Here is a 15,605-nt window from a genome sequence, read left to right as displayed (position 1 = left end):
CTTTTTACTCGGGCCGAGGCCGGTGGCTGCCCATGCTAGAGGGAGCTGCCCCGCCGATATTGGTTGCTAGAATAGCGCCATGAGCGGGCAGTCCAGTTCTGCCCGGGATAAGCGCGCACCCGCCGGAGACGGGGCTGGACGATCCGCCATGCACACTGGCAGGTTGCTGGTCCCGGGTGTTATTCAGGCTGCGAGATGTTTGTCGTCCAGATCTATCTACCGCTCGAGCTGCCCGACGGCGCACCGATTCCGCCTGATGTGTTCGAGCGCACCAAGGCCGAACTGACCGAGAGTTTTGGCGGAGTGACGGCGTTCCTGCAATCGCCGGCCGAAGGCGCCTGGAAGCCGCTGAGCGGTGAGGCCATCCACGATCGGATCGCCATCTTCGAGGTGATGGTCACCGACGTCGATACCGCCTGGTGGCGCCACTATCGCGAAACGCTGGAGGCTGAGCTGAAGCAGCAGCGTATCCTGGTCCGGTTGTTCCAGGTGACGGTGCTCTGATTGGCCAGCATCACCGGCAATAGCGGCTGCAAATAGTCTCGCCGTTAACTGCTTGCTGCAGCTCGAAAGTTGCGTCCGCGTTGCGTTAGCGAGCCTTTCAGTATTGGCTCCGCATTGTCTGGCTGACCAAACTGGGGGCAATCTTGGCGTCGCTGTTGCCGGCACGAGTGCTGAACATGCTTGAGCTGTTGCGGGCCAAGTCGGCAACTGCCGACCTCGCGGCCCGGCTGCGCCCGTCGCCTGGGGCCGGGCGGCCGAAGCGGCTGCGCATGCATCAGAGCAGCGATCGCGCATCGGCCGAGGCAGTGTGGTCGCACCTCATCGAGGCGGGGGTGCCCGCCTCATCGAAAGACCGGCTGGCCGACGCGGGAAGCCTCGCGGCGGCCGAAACTTATGGCCGCAATATCGAGAATTTTGTCGGCACGGTAAAAGTGCCGGTGGGGGTGATCGGGCCGCTCAGGGTCAACGGCGTCCATGCCAGCGGCGACTATTACGTGCCGCTGGCGACCACCGAGGCGGCGCTGGTCGCCTCCTACGGTCGCGGCGCCGATATCGTGTCGCTGGCCGGCGGGGTGAGCGCAGGCATGCTGGGCGAGGGCGTGCTGCGCACCCCGGCGTTCGTGTTCAGCGGGCTTTACGAATGCGGCGCGTTCATCAGCTGGATCGCTGAGAATGCCGAGCAGTTGCGGAGCGTGGCCGAGGCGACGACGCGGCATGGCAAGCTGCAATCGCTCGAGCCGTTCATGGACAGCGACACGGTGTTCGTGATCTGCCGCTATTCGACTGGCGATGCTGCCGGGCAGAATATGGTGACCGTCGCGACCGAGGCGATCTGCGCCTATATCGCCGCGCATTCGCCGATCCGCCCGCGCTTCTCGTTCATCGAGGGCAATTTCTCGGGCGACAAGAAAGCCTCGTATCTGGGGATGTTTGCGGGGCGCGGGCGAAAAGTTTCGGCCAGCGTCGAGCTGCCCTACGAGCTGATGGCACGCACCCTCCGCGTGACGCCCGAGGCGCTGGTCGCCTATGGGCGGGTGGCGGCTTTGGGCGCGGTGCTAAGCGGCCAGCTCGGCTCGCAGGCGCATTACGCCAATGGGCTCGCCGCCTTCTACATCGCCACCGGGCAGGATGCGGCCTGCGTGTCGGAATCGGCGGTCGGCTTCACCCGCATGGAGCCACGCGACAAGGGCATGTTCTTTTCGGTGACGCTGCCCAATGTGCTGGTCGGCTCGGTCGGCGGCGGCACCGGGCTGCCCAGCCAGTCGGCGGCGCTCGATTTGCTGGGGCTGGCCGGACCAGGCAAGGCCGCGGCTCTGGCCGAAGTGGTGGCGGCGCTATGCCTCTGCGGCGAGATCTCGATCATCGCGGCGATTGCCGGCGGGCAGTTCACCCGGGCACATCACAAGCTGGCGCGGCTCAGATGAGCACCACCGCCGAGGCCGGGCTGAGCCTCACGCAGCGACTGTGGATCTACCAGGCCGAGCGCTTCCCGCTCGGCAAGACCGCCGTGCTGCTCGCCGTGTTCACCGCCGCCGGCCTCAGCCTCTCGGCGCATCTTGGCGGGCGGCCGCTGCCGTCGATCTGGGTGTTCGTCGCGGTGTGGCTGGTGGCGATCGGCTTTCTGTTCCAGTTGCGGGTCGCCGACGAGTTCAAGGATTTCGACGACGACAGCCGCTACCGTCCGGAGCGGCCGGTGCCGCGCGGGCTGGTGAGCCTGAAACTGCTGCGGCGGCTGGGGCTCGCGACGGCCGCGCTCGCCATCGTCCTCAGCCTGAGCATCTCGCCGCTGTTGCTGCTGCCCTTGGGGCTGGTCTGGCTGTGGCTGGGGCTGATGACGGCGGAGTTCTTCGTGCCGGCCTGGCTGAAGGCGCGGCCGCTGCTCTACCTCGTCTCGCACATGGCCATCATGGCCTTCATCGATTTTTACGTCACCGCCGCCGAATGGCTGCCGCACTCGGCGCTGCCGCCGCCGGGGATCTGGATTTTCGTCATCCTGAGCTGCGTCAATGGGTGCGTCCTGGAGTTCGGCCGGAAGACCTGGGCGCCCGAAAGCGAACGCGAGGGCGTCGAGACCTACTCGGCGCTCTATGGCCCCGGGCGCTCGGCGGCCATCTGGGCCGGCTGCTGCGTCCTCTCCTATATCCTCGTCGGTTGCATCGGCACGCTGGCCGGCGCCGGTATCGCCATCTGGGTGCTGGGCCTCGTGGCGCTGCTGCCGGTGCTGTGGCTGGCCGGCCGGTTCATGCGGCAGCCGGACCTCGCCGGGCAGAAGCGGATCGATCTGGTGGCGGGGCTCTGGGTATTTGCCTGTTACGTCATGGTGGGATTGGCGGGGCCGCTGTCGTGACCAGCTTCATCCATGACATGCGGAGCGCCGCCGGTGCTGATGTCGTCGGCGGCAAGGGCGCGACGCTGATGCGGCTCGCGGCGCTGGGCTTCGACGTGCCGGCCTTTGTCGTGGTCGAGGCGGCGGCTTTCATGTCGGCCGCTGCCGAGGCGGCAACCGGCGTGGCGCTGCTGGCGCAACTCACGGGGATTGGCCCCGGGCCCTATGCGGTGCGCTCGTCGGCGCGCGAAGAGGATGGCAGCGCCGCCTCGCATGCCGGGCAGTTCCTGTCGCTGCTCAACGTTGCGGCAAGGGATGTGCCGGCGGCAGCGCGAAAAGTGTTCGAGAGCGGGGCGGCCGAAAGCGTTGCCGAGTATCGCAATTCGCGCCAGCTCGGCGCCGATGGCGGCGCCCCGGCCGTGGTGGTGCAGCAGATGGTCGCGGCGCGCTGCGCCGGCGTGCTGTTCACCGCCGATCCGGTCAGCGGCCGCCGCGACCGCATTGTCGTCTCGGCCATAGCCGGGCTCGCCGATCGGCTGGTCGGCGGCGAGGAGGATGGCGAGCGCTATGTGCTGGGGAAAGCCAATGGTGAAGTGCTGGAGCGGCCGTTCGAGGCGACCCTGACCGAGGCCGATCTCGCAGCACTGCGCGCCCTGGCCTTGGCCGCCGAGACGGCGTTCGGCGGGCCGCAGGATATGGAATGGGCCTTTGCCGGCGAGCGATTGCATTTGTTGCAGGCGCGGCCGATCACCACCAGCCTCAGGCCGGTGCCGATCGCCGACGAGGTGCTGGTGGTGCTCGACAATTCCAACATCGTCGAGAGCTATCCCGGGCTCGTTTCGCCGCTCACCTTCAGTTTTGCCCAATACGCTTATGCGCGGGTCTATCGGGCCTTCATGCGGCTGGTGGGGATCGACGCCGCGACCATCGGCAGCCATGCGGCTTTGTTCGACAACCTGCTGAGCCGGGTCGACGCCCGAGTCTACTACAACCTCGGCAACTGGTACCGGGCGCTGGCGCTGCTGCCGGGGTTTTCAAGCAACAGCGCCAGCATGGAACTGATGATGGGGGTGAGCGAGCCGCTGCCGGCGGAGCTGGTTGCCGCCGTGGCGGCGCCGCCGCAATCGCGGTTCCGCCGCGCGCTGGGCATGGCCCGCATCGGCCTGGCGCTGGCCGGCGCGAGCCTCAGGCTGGAGCGTACCAAGCGGGGGTTTTACGCGCGGCTCGGGGCAGCTCTGGCCGAGCCGGCGGCGACGCTGGAGCAAAAGCCGCTGACCGCGCTCGCCGCCGAGTATCGGCGGATCGAGGCTGACCTGCTCGATCGCTGGGACGCGCCGCTGGTCAACGATTTCCTCTGCATGATCGCCTTTGGCGGCTCGCGGAAACTGATGCAGGGCTGGGCCGGCGAAGCCGGGCTCGCCGTGCATTCCGACATCATGATCGGGCAGGGCGATATCGTCTCGGCCGAGCCGGCGCAGCGCATCCGCGCGATGGGCAAGCTGCTGGCCGATGATCCGGAACTGGTGGCCGAGCTCGAGGCCGGGCAGGGCGAGGGGCTGGCGCGCCACCCGGCGCTGAGCCAGGCGGTGACCGACTATCTCGATCGTTTCGCCGATCGCTGCCCGGAGGAGCTGAAGCTCGAGAGCGTGACGCTCGATCGCGATCCGTCGCCGCTCTACAAGGCAATCGCCGCGGCCGCAGCGGCCGGCCCGGGGCATGCCGTCGAGCGGGTCGACCCGGCGGCAGCGCTCAACAGGCTGTTCAAGGGACATCCGCTGCGCCGCGCCATTGCCGGGGTGGTGCTGGGGATCGCCAAGCGCCGGGTGCGCGATCGCGAGAACCTCAGGTTCGAGCGGACCCGCATCTTCGGGCGCGGGCGGCGGCTGTTCCGGGCCGTCGGCGTGCAGTTCCATGCGCTCGGCCTGCTCGATATACCCGATGACGTGTTCATGCTCACCGTCGCCGAAGTGCTGGGGGCGATCGAGGGCTTTGCGGTGAGCCATGATCTTGCGGCGCTGGCCCGGCTGCGGCGCGCCGAGATGGCGGCGGCCGCGACGCGGCGCGACACGCCGGAGCGGTTGAGCCTCAAGGGCGCCGTCGCCACCGTCGGCGGTGCCATCGCACCGGTGGCGCCGCGCGCGCGGGACGAGGCGCGTGAACGCAACGGCGTCGGCTGCAGTGCGGGCGTCGTCCGCGCGGTGGCGCGGGTGATCGCCGATCCGCGCACCGGCACGCTGAAGCGCGGCGAGATCCTCGTGGCGCGGCACACCGATCCGGGCTGGATCGCGCTGTTCACCAATGCCGCGGCGATCGTCGTCGAGCGGGGCAGCCCGCTGTCGCATTCGGCCATCGTGGCGCGCGAGCTGGGCATTCCCTGCGTCGTAGCGCTGAAAGGCGCCATGGAGTGGATCGCCGATGGTGAATTGATCGAAGTGGATGGCGCGACGGGCCAGGTCCGGAGGGTCAAATGAACGGCGCCGAGATTTCGAGCCACGCGCGCTTCGACGACATTCGCTATGCCCAGCTGTGGGAAGATGCCGATGTGCTGAACGCGGCGCTGGGGCAGCAGCGTGGCAAGGTGCTGGTCTCGATCTGCTCGGCCGGCGACAACGCGCTCGGCATGCTGCTGCTCGACCCGGAGAAGGTGATCACCATCGACCTCTCGCGGGCGCAGGTGGCGTGCCTGAAGCTGCGGGTCGCGGCGTATCGGGCGCTCGATCACCAGGGCTTTGTCGAACTGCTGGGCTCACGGCCCTCCGAGCGGCGTGGCGAACTGTTCGACACGGCTGCCGCGGGTCTTCCCGCGGAGCTTGCAGCCTTCTGGGGTGCGCGGCGCGAGGCCGTGGTGGCGTATGGGCTGGGCGGCGTCGGCAAGTTCGAACGCTATTTCCGCATCCTCAGGCAATACCTGCTGCCGCTCGTGCATAGCCGAGCAACGATCGACGAGGTGTTCGTGTCGAAGCCGCTCGCGGCACGGGCCGAGTTCCTCGACCGGCGCTGGAACAACTGGCGCTGGAACCTGTTGCTGAAGCTGTTCTTTTCGAATTTCGTCATGGGGCGGCTGGGGCGCGATCCGGCGTTCTTCCAGCATGTCGAGGGCAGCCTTGCCGAACATGTCGCAGGCCGGCTCCGGCACGCGGCGGTCGATCTCGACCCCTCGCAGAACCCGTATCTGCACTGGATCCTCAAGCCGGGACACGGCGCAGCGCTGCCGCTGGCCTGGCGGGCCGAGCATTACGACACCATCCGCACCCGACTCGACCGGCTCGATATCCGCGAGGGGGCGCTCGAAACGCTGGTCGAGAGCGGCGAGAGGGCTGATGGCTTCAACCTCTCCGATATCTTCGAATATATGAGCCCCGAGGTGTTCGAGACCGTCTATGGCGCGATCCTCGCTGCCGCCAATCCCGGGGCGCGGCTGGTCTACTGGAACATGATGGTGCCGCGCCGCGTGCCGCCCGTGCATGCCGGTCGCGTCAGCCGGCTCGAGCCGGAGATCGCTGCCGGCAAGGCGGCGGACAAGGCGTTCTTTTACTCCGATTTCGTGGTCGAGGCAGTGAAGTGAGCCTCACCTGGCGCGACGGCATCTTCATCGCCGCGGTGATTGTCGGCATGCTGTCGCTGATGGGTGGCGTGCGCTATTTCGCCGGGCGCTACAACATCGGGCCGGAAACCCAGCGGAAGCTCGTGCATGTCGCGACCGGCACCGCGGCTCTGTTCTTCCCGCTGCTGTTTTCGAATGCGCTGCCGGTGTTCCTCCTGATCGGCGCGGCGGTGATCCTGATGCTGGCGCTGCGCAGCCCGATGCTCGCCTCGGTCGGCGGCGTGTTGCATGAGGTGAAGCGCGAGTCGTGGGGCGAAATCTACCTGGCGCTGGCCATCGCCTTCACCTTCTTCCGTGGGCTGGGCGAGCCGATCCTCTACGTGCTGCCGCTGCTGGTGATCACCCTCTCCGATACCGCGTCGGCGCTGGTCGGCACCGAGTATGGTAAGCGTCGCTTCGCCGTCGAGGATGGCTCCAAAAGCTTCGAGGGCGTGGCGGCGTTCTTCGTCGTCACCTGGCTGGTGGCGCTGGTGACGCTGCTGCTGCTCACCGATGCGCCACGGCTCAACGTGGTGGTGCTGTCCTTCCTCGTCGCCGCCTTCTGCGCGCTGGTCGAAGCCGATTCCTGGCGCGGGCTCGATAACCTGTTCGTTCCCATCGGCGCGCATCTCTTACTGCAGCAATATCTGGCCAGCAGCTCGGCCGAACTGGTGGTGGTGGCGGTCGGGTTCCTGTTGTTCCTCGGGCTGATGCTGCTGGTCGCCGAGGCGCTGCACCTGCCGCAGCGCGCCGCGCGGGGCTATGCGATCCTGCTCTTCCTGATGATTTCGCTGATGGCGCCGCACAACGCGGCGCTGACCGCGCTGGTGATTGTCGGCCAGGTGTGGGCGCGTGCCAGGCGGCCGGGCACCAGCCAGCGTCCCGAGCTCGACCTCCTGGCGGTCGCGGCGGTGGTGGCGCTGTTCTGGCTCATTGCCGGCGAGCTGGCCGGGCGTTCGGTGCTCGCCCTTTTCAACCTCACCTTCGCCGCCGTGGCGCTCGGCTTCGCGGCGCTGGCGACGCGCGGCTGGTGGCGGCTGGTGCTGCTGCCGCTGGGCGCAGCGATTGCCGGCCTCTTCACTTGGATCTCGGCCCTCAACACCCCATGGCATCCGCCCTGGTTCGATGCCGATTGGCCCTGGCTGGTCGCCGCGCTGGCGGTGCCGGCGGGGCTCGCCATGCTCCGGCCCGAGTGGTTCACCACGCGTCGCAGCGCCAAACTGTTCGCCGTGGCGATGCTGGTGCCGCTGGTGTTCTATTTCAGGGGAATGTTCCTATGACCACGCCGACGCCGATGACGCATCAGGATGCTACGGCGATGCTCTATCGCGATGCGCCGAGCTGGGATGGCAAGCGCACCGCCGCCATCGGCGCGGTGGCGTTCGGCTCGCCCGAGGCCGGCGTCGAGCTGCTGTCGCGCGCCGCGGCCGAGCTCCGCTCCGAGGGCCTCCAAGCGCTCATCGGCCCGATGGATGGCGATACCTGGCACAAGTACCGGCTGGTGTCGGAGAGCGACGGCACGCCGCCCTTCGCGCTCGAGCCGCAGAGTGGCCCGCACGATCACGCTGCCTTCATCGCCGCCGGCTTCACGCCGATCTCCAGCTACGTGTCGTCGCGGGCGCGGCTCGTCGACACCATCGGCGAGGCCCCGGTCAGCATGGCCGGGGTAACCGTCACCGCCTGGGACGGCCAGGGTGCCGAGTTGCTGATCGGCAAGCTGTTCGATATGTCCGGCTCGGCCTTTGCCGGCAACCGCTTCTTCAAGCCGATCAGCCGCGAGGCCTTTCTCGAGCTCTACCGGCCGCTGCTGCCGCTGCTCGACCCGCGCCATATCTTGTTCGCCTATGGTCCGGCGCGGCAACTGGTCGGCTTCCTGTTCGGCATGCCCGACCGTGGGTCGGCCACCCCCACCGCCATCCTCAAGACCTATGCCAGCGGCCTGCGCGGCGTCGGGCACCTGCTGGCCGACAGCTATCATCGGCGCGCCCTCGAGCTCGGCTTTACCGAGGTGATCCATGCGCTGATGCACGAGGATAACGTCTCGCGCCAGCGCAGCGAGCGGCACAGCGCCAGCGTGTTCCGGCGCTATGCGCTGATGGGGCGCGACCTCGGCCCATGAACCTGATCGCCGGCTTTCTCGATAGGGCCACCCGGCTCGGCCCGCGGCCCGCGATCATCACCGGCGCCGGCGAGGCGATCAGCTATGAGCAACTGGCGCTGCGGAGCGGGCGGCTTGCCGCTGCGCTGCGGGGGCAGGGGGTAGAGCGCGGCGATCGGGTGCTGGTGGTGCTGCCGATCGGCATCGAGCTCTATCTCGCCATCGCGGCACTGTGGCGGCTGGGCGCGACGATCGTCTTTCCCGAGCCGGCAATGGGGTTTGCCGGGGTGCAGCGCGCCGTGGAGATTGCCGCGCCTTCGGCGGTGCTGGTCGGCGGGGTCTATCGGCTGCTGCCCTACTTGGTGCCGCAGCTCTGGGGCACCAGGCGGCTGCAGTTCGGTGCCGCCGAGGGCGATCCGCTCGAAGACCTCGCGCCGGAACACCCGGCGCTGATCTCCTTCACCTCCGGCTCGACCGGCCGGCCCAAGGGGATCGTCCGCAGCCACGGCTTTCTCGCGGCGCAGAACGCGGCGCTCCATGATCTGATCGCGCCGCGGCGCGACGACGAGACCGATCTCGTCGCCTTTCCGGTGTTCGTCATCGCCAACCTGTCGCTCGGCACCACCTCGGTGCTGCCGAATTGGCGGCTCAGCCGCCACGACGGGGCCGACGCCGCCGCGCTGCTGCAGCACTTCGCGGCGCACCGCGTCACCCGCGCCATGGTGCCGCCGGTGATCGCCGAACGGCTGGCCGATAGCGGCGAAGCGGCGGCGCTCGACGTGCTGTTCACCGGCGGCGGGCCGGTATTCCCCGATCTGCTCAGGCGTCTGTCGCAAGTGCTGCCGCGTACCGATATCGTCGCGGTCTACGGCTCGACCGAAGCCGAGCCGATCGCCCACCTCCATGTGCGCGACATCACCGCCGAACAATGGCAGCAGATGCAGGCGGGCGGCGGCATCCTCGCCGGCAAACCGGTGGCCGCCGTGGCGCTGGAGATCGTCGACGACGAGATCGTGGTCAGCGGCGCCCATGTGAACAAGGGCTATATGGACGGCGTCGGCGACGCCGAGAACAAGCTCCGGCGCGATGGCGAAATCTGGCACCGCACCGGCGACGCCGGCCGCCTCGACGCCGAGGGCAACCTCTGGCTCCGCGGCCGCCTCTCGGCCGCTGCCGCGGGGCATTACCCGTTCGAAGTCGAGACGGTCGCGAGGCAATGGCCCGGCGTGCAGCGAGCCGCGTTGGTGCCTGGGACCGAGCCGATGGTGATCGCGCTCGAAGGCGAGGAACTCGGCCCGCAGCAGTGGACCGAGCTGGCGCAGCGGGCGTTCGGGGCACGAGCGGTGAAGGTGGCAATGCCACTCGATCGCCGGCATCGCTCGAAGGTGGATTATGTCAGGTTGGCGAAGCTGGTGGGGCGGGGATGAGGGCCGACAGTTCTCCTGCTACCCCCCGAGGCGGCGAAACACCTCCGATATCGCATGCGACGTATACGGTTTTGGGATGAATGCCCCGTCCGGCAGTGCCGAAGGCGCCGGGCGGCCCTTGCCGGAGGTGACGATGATTTTGACCGGCGGCCAGCGGTTGCGCACTGCCGCGGCGAGCGCCAGGCCGTCCATCGCGCCGGGCATGTCGACATCGGTGAACAGCAGACGAATCTCGGGGTGGGCTTCCAGCGCGCGGATGGCCTCGGCGGCGTTGCGGGCTTCCACCACGTCAAAGCCTTGATCGCGGAGCTCGTCGGCAATGGAATAGAGCAGCAACGCTTCGTCCTCGACCACCAGCACGGTGGTGTTGCGCGTCGTCATCTGGCGGCTCCTGCATCGGGGTGTTCGAGCGGTGCGCTCAATGTCACGGTCAGGCCCTCGGGGGCGTAGACTACGTCGACTTCGCCACCAAAATCTGAAGCCAGCACGCGCTTGATCAGCAAGGAGCCGAAGCCGCGCCGGGTCGGCGGAGTAACGGGCGGGCCGCCCGTCTCGCGCCATGTCCAGGTGAGGGTTTTCTCTCCATCGTGCGTTTCCACTGACCAGTCGATCGATACGCGGCCGGTTTCGTTGGAGAGCGCGCCGTATTTCAGCGCGTTGGTGCCGAGCTCATTGACGGCCAGCGCCATCGACAGGGCCATCTTGGGCGACAGGGCGAAGCTGGGGCCGCCGAGCGTGATGCGCTCCGACGGCAGGTGGGCGGTTGCCGCCGCGATGACGGCCTGCATCGGTGCATCCGTCCAGTTCCGCCCGAGCAGCGCATCATGGGCAGTGCCCAAGGCGCCGAGGCGCTGGATCAGCGCTTCCTTGCCGGCTTCGAGCGTGGTGTCGCGCAGCGTCTGGGTGGCCAGCGCCGACACCATGGCGAGCATGTTCTTGATCCGGTGCGACAGCTCGTGCGTCAGCATTTCCTGGCGCGAGCGGGCTTCCTTCTGCTCGGTGATATCCTGCACCACGCCAAACATGGTCACCGGCTTTCCCGCCTCGTCATGGATGAACTCCATGTGGCGGCTGAGCCAACGCAGCTCGCCGGTATCGGGCCGGCGGATGCGGTATTCGACATTGGGCGTCGCGGTTCCCGAGCGGCGCGTCTCGTCGTTGGAGCGGACATCCTTGTCTTCGGGCACGACGATGCTTTCGAACAGGCTGACATGCGCCTTGTCGCGCTGTTCGAGGCCCCACAGCTCCCAGAACTTTTCCGAGCCCTGGATGGTGCCGCTGGCAATATCGACCTCGAGCGAGGCGATGCCGGCGGCGTGCTGGCTCAGCCGGAAGCGCTGTTCGCTGCGGCGCAACTGCTCCTCGATGCGGCGGCGCTCGGTGACGTCGATCACCACGCCGATGGCACGCCCCGAACTCACGGTCGAACCCGGCTTCAGCTGCGAGCGGATCAGCAGCCACTTCTCGGTGCCATCGGGCCAGACATGCTTCAACTCGACCTCAAGATCGAGATCGCCGCGCGCCACGGCGGCGGCGCTGATCGCCGCCACCCGCTCGGCCTCGCCGGGTGCATAGCGCGACTGATATTCGGCCAGCGTCGGGGTGGCCTCCTCGGGAAAGCCATAAAGCCGGTTGAGGGCCGGCGACGCGGTGATCTGCAGGGCGTCGATATCGAGCTCCCAGATCGCCAGCTGGCCGGCCTCGATGGCGAGCCGCAACCGCGCCTCGCTCTCGGCCAGCCGGGTGAGCGTCGCCTTCTCGTCATCGATATCGGTATTGGTGCCGATCCACTTGCTGATCTCGCCCCTGGCGTTGCGCAGCGGCACGGCCCGCGCCAAGAACCAGCGATAGCTGCCATCGGCGCCGCGCACCCGGAACTGCACCTCGTACGGGGTGCCGTCCCTGAGCGCTGCGGCCCAGCGCTTGCCGGCCTCGGGCAGGTCGTCGGGGTGGATGATGCTGGTCCAGTTGTCGCCGTCGAGCTCGCCTTCGTTGCGGCCGCTATAGCGGTAGACGCCGGAATTGAACCAGTCGAGCTTGCCGTCGGGCCGGGCGCTCCAGACATGGTTGGGCATGGCCTCGGCGAACACCCGGAACTGTGCTTCGGCTTCGCGCTGCCGGGCATCGGCGCGCAGCAGCCGGAAGGTGCCCCAGGCGATCAGCACCAAAGCGAGGAGCGCCGGGATGACCAGCGCCAGCACGCCCCAGGTCGCCGCCCAGTAGGAGGCGAAGGCAATGTCGCTGCTGACCGAGGCCAGTGCGATCAGGTTGGTGCCGGGGACGCGGCGATAGCCGACAACGCGGTGCACGCCATCCGTTGGGGAGACTGCGTCATAGCTGCCGTTGGGCGCCTCAGGCAGGTAGGTGGTAAAGAGGATGTACTTGCTGAGATCCTGCGGTCCGGGCGGCAGCGGGTAGCGCGATACCAGCTGCCCGTCTTCGCGCAACAGGCCTACGGTCGACTGCTCGTCGAGGTGCAGCGACTGCCAGATTTCCTCGAGCAGTTCGGAATTGAAGGAGATGATGGCGGCGCCGGCAAACTGGCCATTGCGCTCGATGCGCTTGCTGATGGTGAAGATCTGCTCGTTGTTGAGCCGGCTGACCAGCAGCGCCGAGACGTGGAACGGCTCGCCGGCGGCGACGGCCGCGAAATATTCACGATCGCGCACGTCGATCGGCTTGAACGGCTCGTCGGTGGTGAGGCTCGTGGCGCCGGCGGCATCGACCACGTAAATCCTGGGCTGGCCGGGCAGTGTGGAGATCGCTTCCTTGAGCTGCGCGGCGGCACCAGGTGGGGGCGATGAAATGTCGGGGCCGAGCGTATCGTCGACCCTGAGCAGCGTCTGTCGCGCCGTTTCGAAGGCCCATTTGACGTTGGCCGCCACCACCTGCGAGGACGAGCCCGCATCATCATGCACGGCCCGCCTTGTATCGAAATAGCTCGAGGTCAGCAGGTAAGCGGTGCCCCCGATCAGCATCAGCAGCAAAGCCAGTATCGCCCCGACGGCCACAACATGTGGACGCAGCTTCATCGAAGCCGGACGGTCTGCCATATCTGAAATGCCCCCTCGTGCAGCGCCATAAATGCCGGAACCGGCGATTAAGTTCCATGGCGGTGATTGGGAATGGGCAGTTGGCCCGGAGGCCAGGCGCAAGCCGGCTTGACCGGAACCGATGGCTCCTCGGCTTCGTTGAGGACGACGGAGCCAGTGCTCCTCCAGAAGGCGCGCAGTGCTACAGACGAAGTTTCATATCGTGCTCAATGCCAATTCGGGCGGCGCGACACGGCTGGGTATCACCGCCGAGCGCCTGCACGGGCTGTTCGCCGAGCGCGGCATTGCGGTCAGTGTCGATGCCGATGCCAGCCGGCTATTCGCCGAGCGGTTGCAAACCGCCCGCAACAGCCCGGCAGAAGTTCTGCTTTCGGCCGGAGGCGATGGCACGGTGACCGCCCTGGCGGAGGTGGCGATTGCCACCGGACGCAGCCTCGCCGTGCTGCCGCTGGGGACCGCAAACCTCCTCGCCCGCGACCTTGCCATCCCGACGGCGCTCGAAGCCTGGTTCGAGGCGCTCGGCGACATGGTGCCGCGCAAGATCGACGTGGGGGAAGTGAACGGGCAGATATTTCTCCACAAGGTGGTGATCGGCGCCGTGCCCGGCATCGCTGCGGCGCGGGAAAAGCTGCGCGGTCGCGATGGGTTTGCCGCCCGGATCGCCTTTCTCGGACACTTCGTGCGCCGGCTGTCTCGGCTTCGCCGCTTTGCCGCTGAGATCACGCCGCGCTCCGGCGAGCCACGGATCGAGCGGGTGCAATCGATCGCCGTTGCCAATAACGACTATGGCGAGGGGCTGGGCCAGGTATTTCACCGGCCGCGCCTCGATGAGGGAATGCTGAGCCTCTACCTGTTGCGGCAGCTGCGCCTGCGCGATGCGCTGCGCCTGGCGACGGAGATGGTGCTTGGCTCATGGCGGAACGACGAAGTGCTCGAGATGGAGAGCGTCCGCGCCGTGGTAGTGCGGACCCGCCGCCCGCTGGTCCGGGCGATGCTGGATGGGGAGGTGGTAACGCTGCAGGGTCCACTGCGCTTCCGTTCGCTGCCGCTGGCGCTGTCGGTGCTGGCGCCGCCGGTGGCCGAGACCGAACCAGGGCTGGTCGAGCCCGAGCCGGAGGCCGGTTGAACCATGCGCATCTGCCACCTCTCTGATCTGCATTTCGGCCATCACGATGCGCGCGTGGCCGAAGGGCTGGCCGATGATCTCGCGGCGCAGCGCCCCGACATCGTCGTGGTCAGTGGGGATTTCACCCAGCTTGGCTCCGAGAGCGAGTTTCGCGCTGCCCGGGCGTTTCTCGATACGCTCACGGCGCCGGTGTTTGCCGTGCCCGGCAATCATGACGTGCCGGCCGTCAACCTCATGCGCCGCTTCCTCGACCCCTATGGCCTCTACCGGCGCTATATCGACACCGAGCTCGAACCGTTTGTGGAACTCGGCGGTGTCGCCATTGCCGGGCTCAAAACCTCACGGCGATTGCGCGCCGGGCTGAACTGGGCGCATGGCGCGATCAACCGCGGGCAGCTTCGCCGCCTCGCGGCGCGCTTCGACAAGGCCTCGCCCGACGCCCTCAGGGTGGTGGTGGCGCACCACCCGCTGATGCAGCCCGAAACGGCGGGCGAAAAACCGATGCGGCTGGTGAAGCGAGCGGACCAGGCGCTCGAGACCTTCTCGGAGCTGGGGGTGCGGCTGGTCCTCTCGGGGCACTTTCACCTGTCCTATGTGCGCAAGCACGAGCGGCCGGGCAGCGTGGCCGAAGGGGCGCCGCAGGGCCTGCGCCAGGCCGCCAGCGCCCCGATCCTCGTGGCGCAGGCGTCGTCGACGATCTCGACCCGGCTGCGGGGCGAGCCCAATGGCTACAACCTGATCGACGTCGACAATGGCCGCATTTCGGTGACGGTGCGCGACTGGAGCAGCGACCAGTGGGTGACCCGGGAGACGGCATCGGGGCTGACCTGAGGGCCTGGCGCGCCGGGTTCATCGGTCGGCTTCCGCCACCCGCTCGAGCTTGGTGACCCGATCGGACACCGCCGCCAGCTGCGCACCCTGGCGAACCTGCTCGACCAGCGTTGCCGTCGCTGTCTCCAGCGTCCGCTCCACCGCCCGCAGCCGGCCATCGAAGGTGGCCCAGCCGACGGCCATGGTGACCAGCAGGCCGCCGAAGGTGATGACGTGGCCGAGGTTGATGGTGAGATCGAAGCGGGGAGTGGGCATCACGGCCTCCCCAGCTTGAGCTTCAGCAGCCTCTCGACCAGGGTCTCGCCGCGCTTCTCCAGCGCAGTGCGGCTCAGCTCCTCGACGCCGGTGGCTTCGCGGTGCGGCATTCTGTTGATCGGCAGCTGCTGGCCATCGATCACCACCTGCGGCCTGACCGTAGCGCGATAGGACTGGATCTGGCTCCAGAGCAGCGCCACGAGCCCGGGCACGGCCCCAAGGGTGATCTCCTGCCAGTTGCCGGCGACGATCTTGGTGATCACCACCTGCAGCTCGGGCGGCAGCGCGTTGTAGAAGTTGATCACGGCGAGCAAGGCGGCGCCGAGCCAGCCGCCCCAATCGAGGATGCGGCGCAGGAACCAGCCGAGGGCGGCGGAAGAGAGAAACGCGGTCATTTCAAGT

Annotated in this window: 14 protein-coding genes; 10 read left to right on the top strand and 4 right to left on the bottom strand. The window is 67.9% G+C overall.

The features are described 5' to 3' along the window. The first annotated feature begins 195 nt into the window (after positions 1-195). The 8 genes from ASC68_RS07700 (at position 196) to ASC68_RS07665 (ending at position 9,938) form a co-directional block, all read left to right on the top strand. Positions 196-504, top strand: coding sequence for a hypothetical protein (locus ASC68_RS07700; protein ID WP_055877344.1), 309 nt, complete (start codon positions 196-198; stop codon positions 502-504). Positions 505-680: 176 nt separating this feature from the next. Next, entirely contained in the window at positions 681-1,928 is a 1,248-nt protein-coding gene (locus tag ASC68_RS07695) for a hydroxymethylglutaryl-CoA reductase (protein WP_055877341.1), read from the top strand. Next, a complete protein-coding gene (locus ASC68_RS07690) occupies positions 1,925-2,851 on the top strand; it encodes a UbiA family prenyltransferase (protein ID WP_055877337.1) in 927 nt (308 codons plus the stop codon). Before ASC68_RS07695 ends, ASC68_RS07690 begins: the two co-directional genes overlap by 4 nt. Then, positions 2,848-5,301, top strand: coding sequence for a PEP/pyruvate-binding domain-containing protein (locus tag ASC68_RS07685; RefSeq protein WP_055877334.1), 2,454 nt, complete (start codon positions 2,848-2,850; stop codon positions 5,299-5,301). The genes ASC68_RS07690 and ASC68_RS07685 overlap by 4 nt, the downstream gene beginning before the upstream one ends. Continuing rightward, positions 5,298-6,395, top strand: a complete 1,098-nt coding sequence (locus tag ASC68_RS07680) for a DUF3419 family protein (RefSeq protein WP_055877331.1) — start codon at positions 5,298-5,300, stop codon at positions 6,393-6,395. Before ASC68_RS07685 ends, ASC68_RS07680 begins: the two co-directional genes overlap by 4 nt. After that, complete coding sequence (locus tag ASC68_RS07675; protein WP_055877328.1) at positions 6,392-7,693, top strand: hypothetical protein; 1,302 nt, start codon at positions 6,392-6,394, stop codon at positions 7,691-7,693. Before ASC68_RS07680 ends, ASC68_RS07675 begins: the two co-directional genes overlap by 4 nt. Next, on the top strand, positions 7,690-8,532 hold the full coding sequence (locus tag ASC68_RS07670) for a hypothetical protein (protein WP_055877325.1): 843 nt from the start codon (positions 7,690-7,692) through the stop codon (positions 8,530-8,532). Before ASC68_RS07675 ends, ASC68_RS07670 begins: the two co-directional genes overlap by 4 nt. Beyond that, on the top strand, positions 8,529-9,938 hold the full coding sequence (locus ASC68_RS07665; RefSeq protein ID WP_055877322.1) for an AMP-binding protein: 1,410 nt from the start codon (positions 8,529-8,531) through the stop codon (positions 9,936-9,938). Before ASC68_RS07670 ends, ASC68_RS07665 begins: the two co-directional genes overlap by 4 nt. A gap of 18 nt (positions 9,939-9,956) precedes the next feature. On the opposite strand, the gene ASC68_RS07660 is transcribed toward ASC68_RS07665, so the two are convergent. Both ASC68_RS07660 and ASC68_RS07655 read right to left on the bottom strand, forming a co-directional pair. Then, positions 9,957-10,319 (bottom strand): response regulator, encoded by a 363-nt coding sequence (locus tag ASC68_RS07660; protein WP_055877320.1) that lies wholly within the window; start codon positions 10,317-10,319, stop codon positions 9,957-9,959. Continuing rightward, a complete protein-coding gene (locus tag ASC68_RS07655) occupies positions 10,316-12,991 on the bottom strand; it encodes a PAS domain-containing protein (RefSeq protein ID WP_082527993.1) in 2,676 nt (891 codons plus the stop codon). The genes ASC68_RS07660 and ASC68_RS07655 overlap by 4 nt, the downstream gene beginning before the upstream one ends. A 178-nt stretch (positions 12,992-13,169) precedes the next feature. Between ASC68_RS07655 and ASC68_RS07650 the strand changes: the two genes are divergently transcribed. Together ASC68_RS07650 and ASC68_RS07645 are read left to right on the top strand one after the other, a co-directional pair. After that, positions 13,170-14,117, top strand: coding sequence for a diacylglycerol kinase family protein (locus ASC68_RS07650; protein ID WP_055877314.1), 948 nt, complete (start codon positions 13,170-13,172; stop codon positions 14,115-14,117). A gap of 3 nt (positions 14,118-14,120) precedes the next feature. Beyond that, the gene (locus ASC68_RS07645) at positions 14,121-14,948 is read left to right on the top strand and encodes a metallophosphoesterase (protein WP_055877313.1); all 828 of its coding nucleotides are present in this window, start codon (positions 14,121-14,123) and stop codon (positions 14,946-14,948) included. An 18-nt stretch (positions 14,949-14,966) separates the two neighbouring features. On the opposite strand, the gene ASC68_RS07640 is transcribed toward ASC68_RS07645, so the two are convergent. Beyond that, a complete protein-coding gene (locus tag ASC68_RS07640; RefSeq protein WP_055877310.1) occupies positions 14,967-15,203 on the bottom strand; it encodes a hypothetical protein in 237 nt (78 codons plus the stop codon). Further along, a complete protein-coding gene (locus ASC68_RS07635) occupies positions 15,203-15,598 on the bottom strand; it encodes a hypothetical protein (protein ID WP_055877307.1) in 396 nt (131 codons plus the stop codon). The genes ASC68_RS07640 and ASC68_RS07635 overlap by 1 nt, the downstream gene beginning before the upstream one ends. Positions 15,599-15,605 lie beyond the last annotated feature (7 nt).

This window comes from Devosia sp. Root105, assembly GCF_001424865.1.
GTDB lineage: Bacteria > Pseudomonadota > Alphaproteobacteria > Rhizobiales > Devosiaceae > Devosia_A.
Note: the sequence above shows the minus strand (reverse complement) of the source record. Positions and strands in the feature narration are given on the sequence as shown.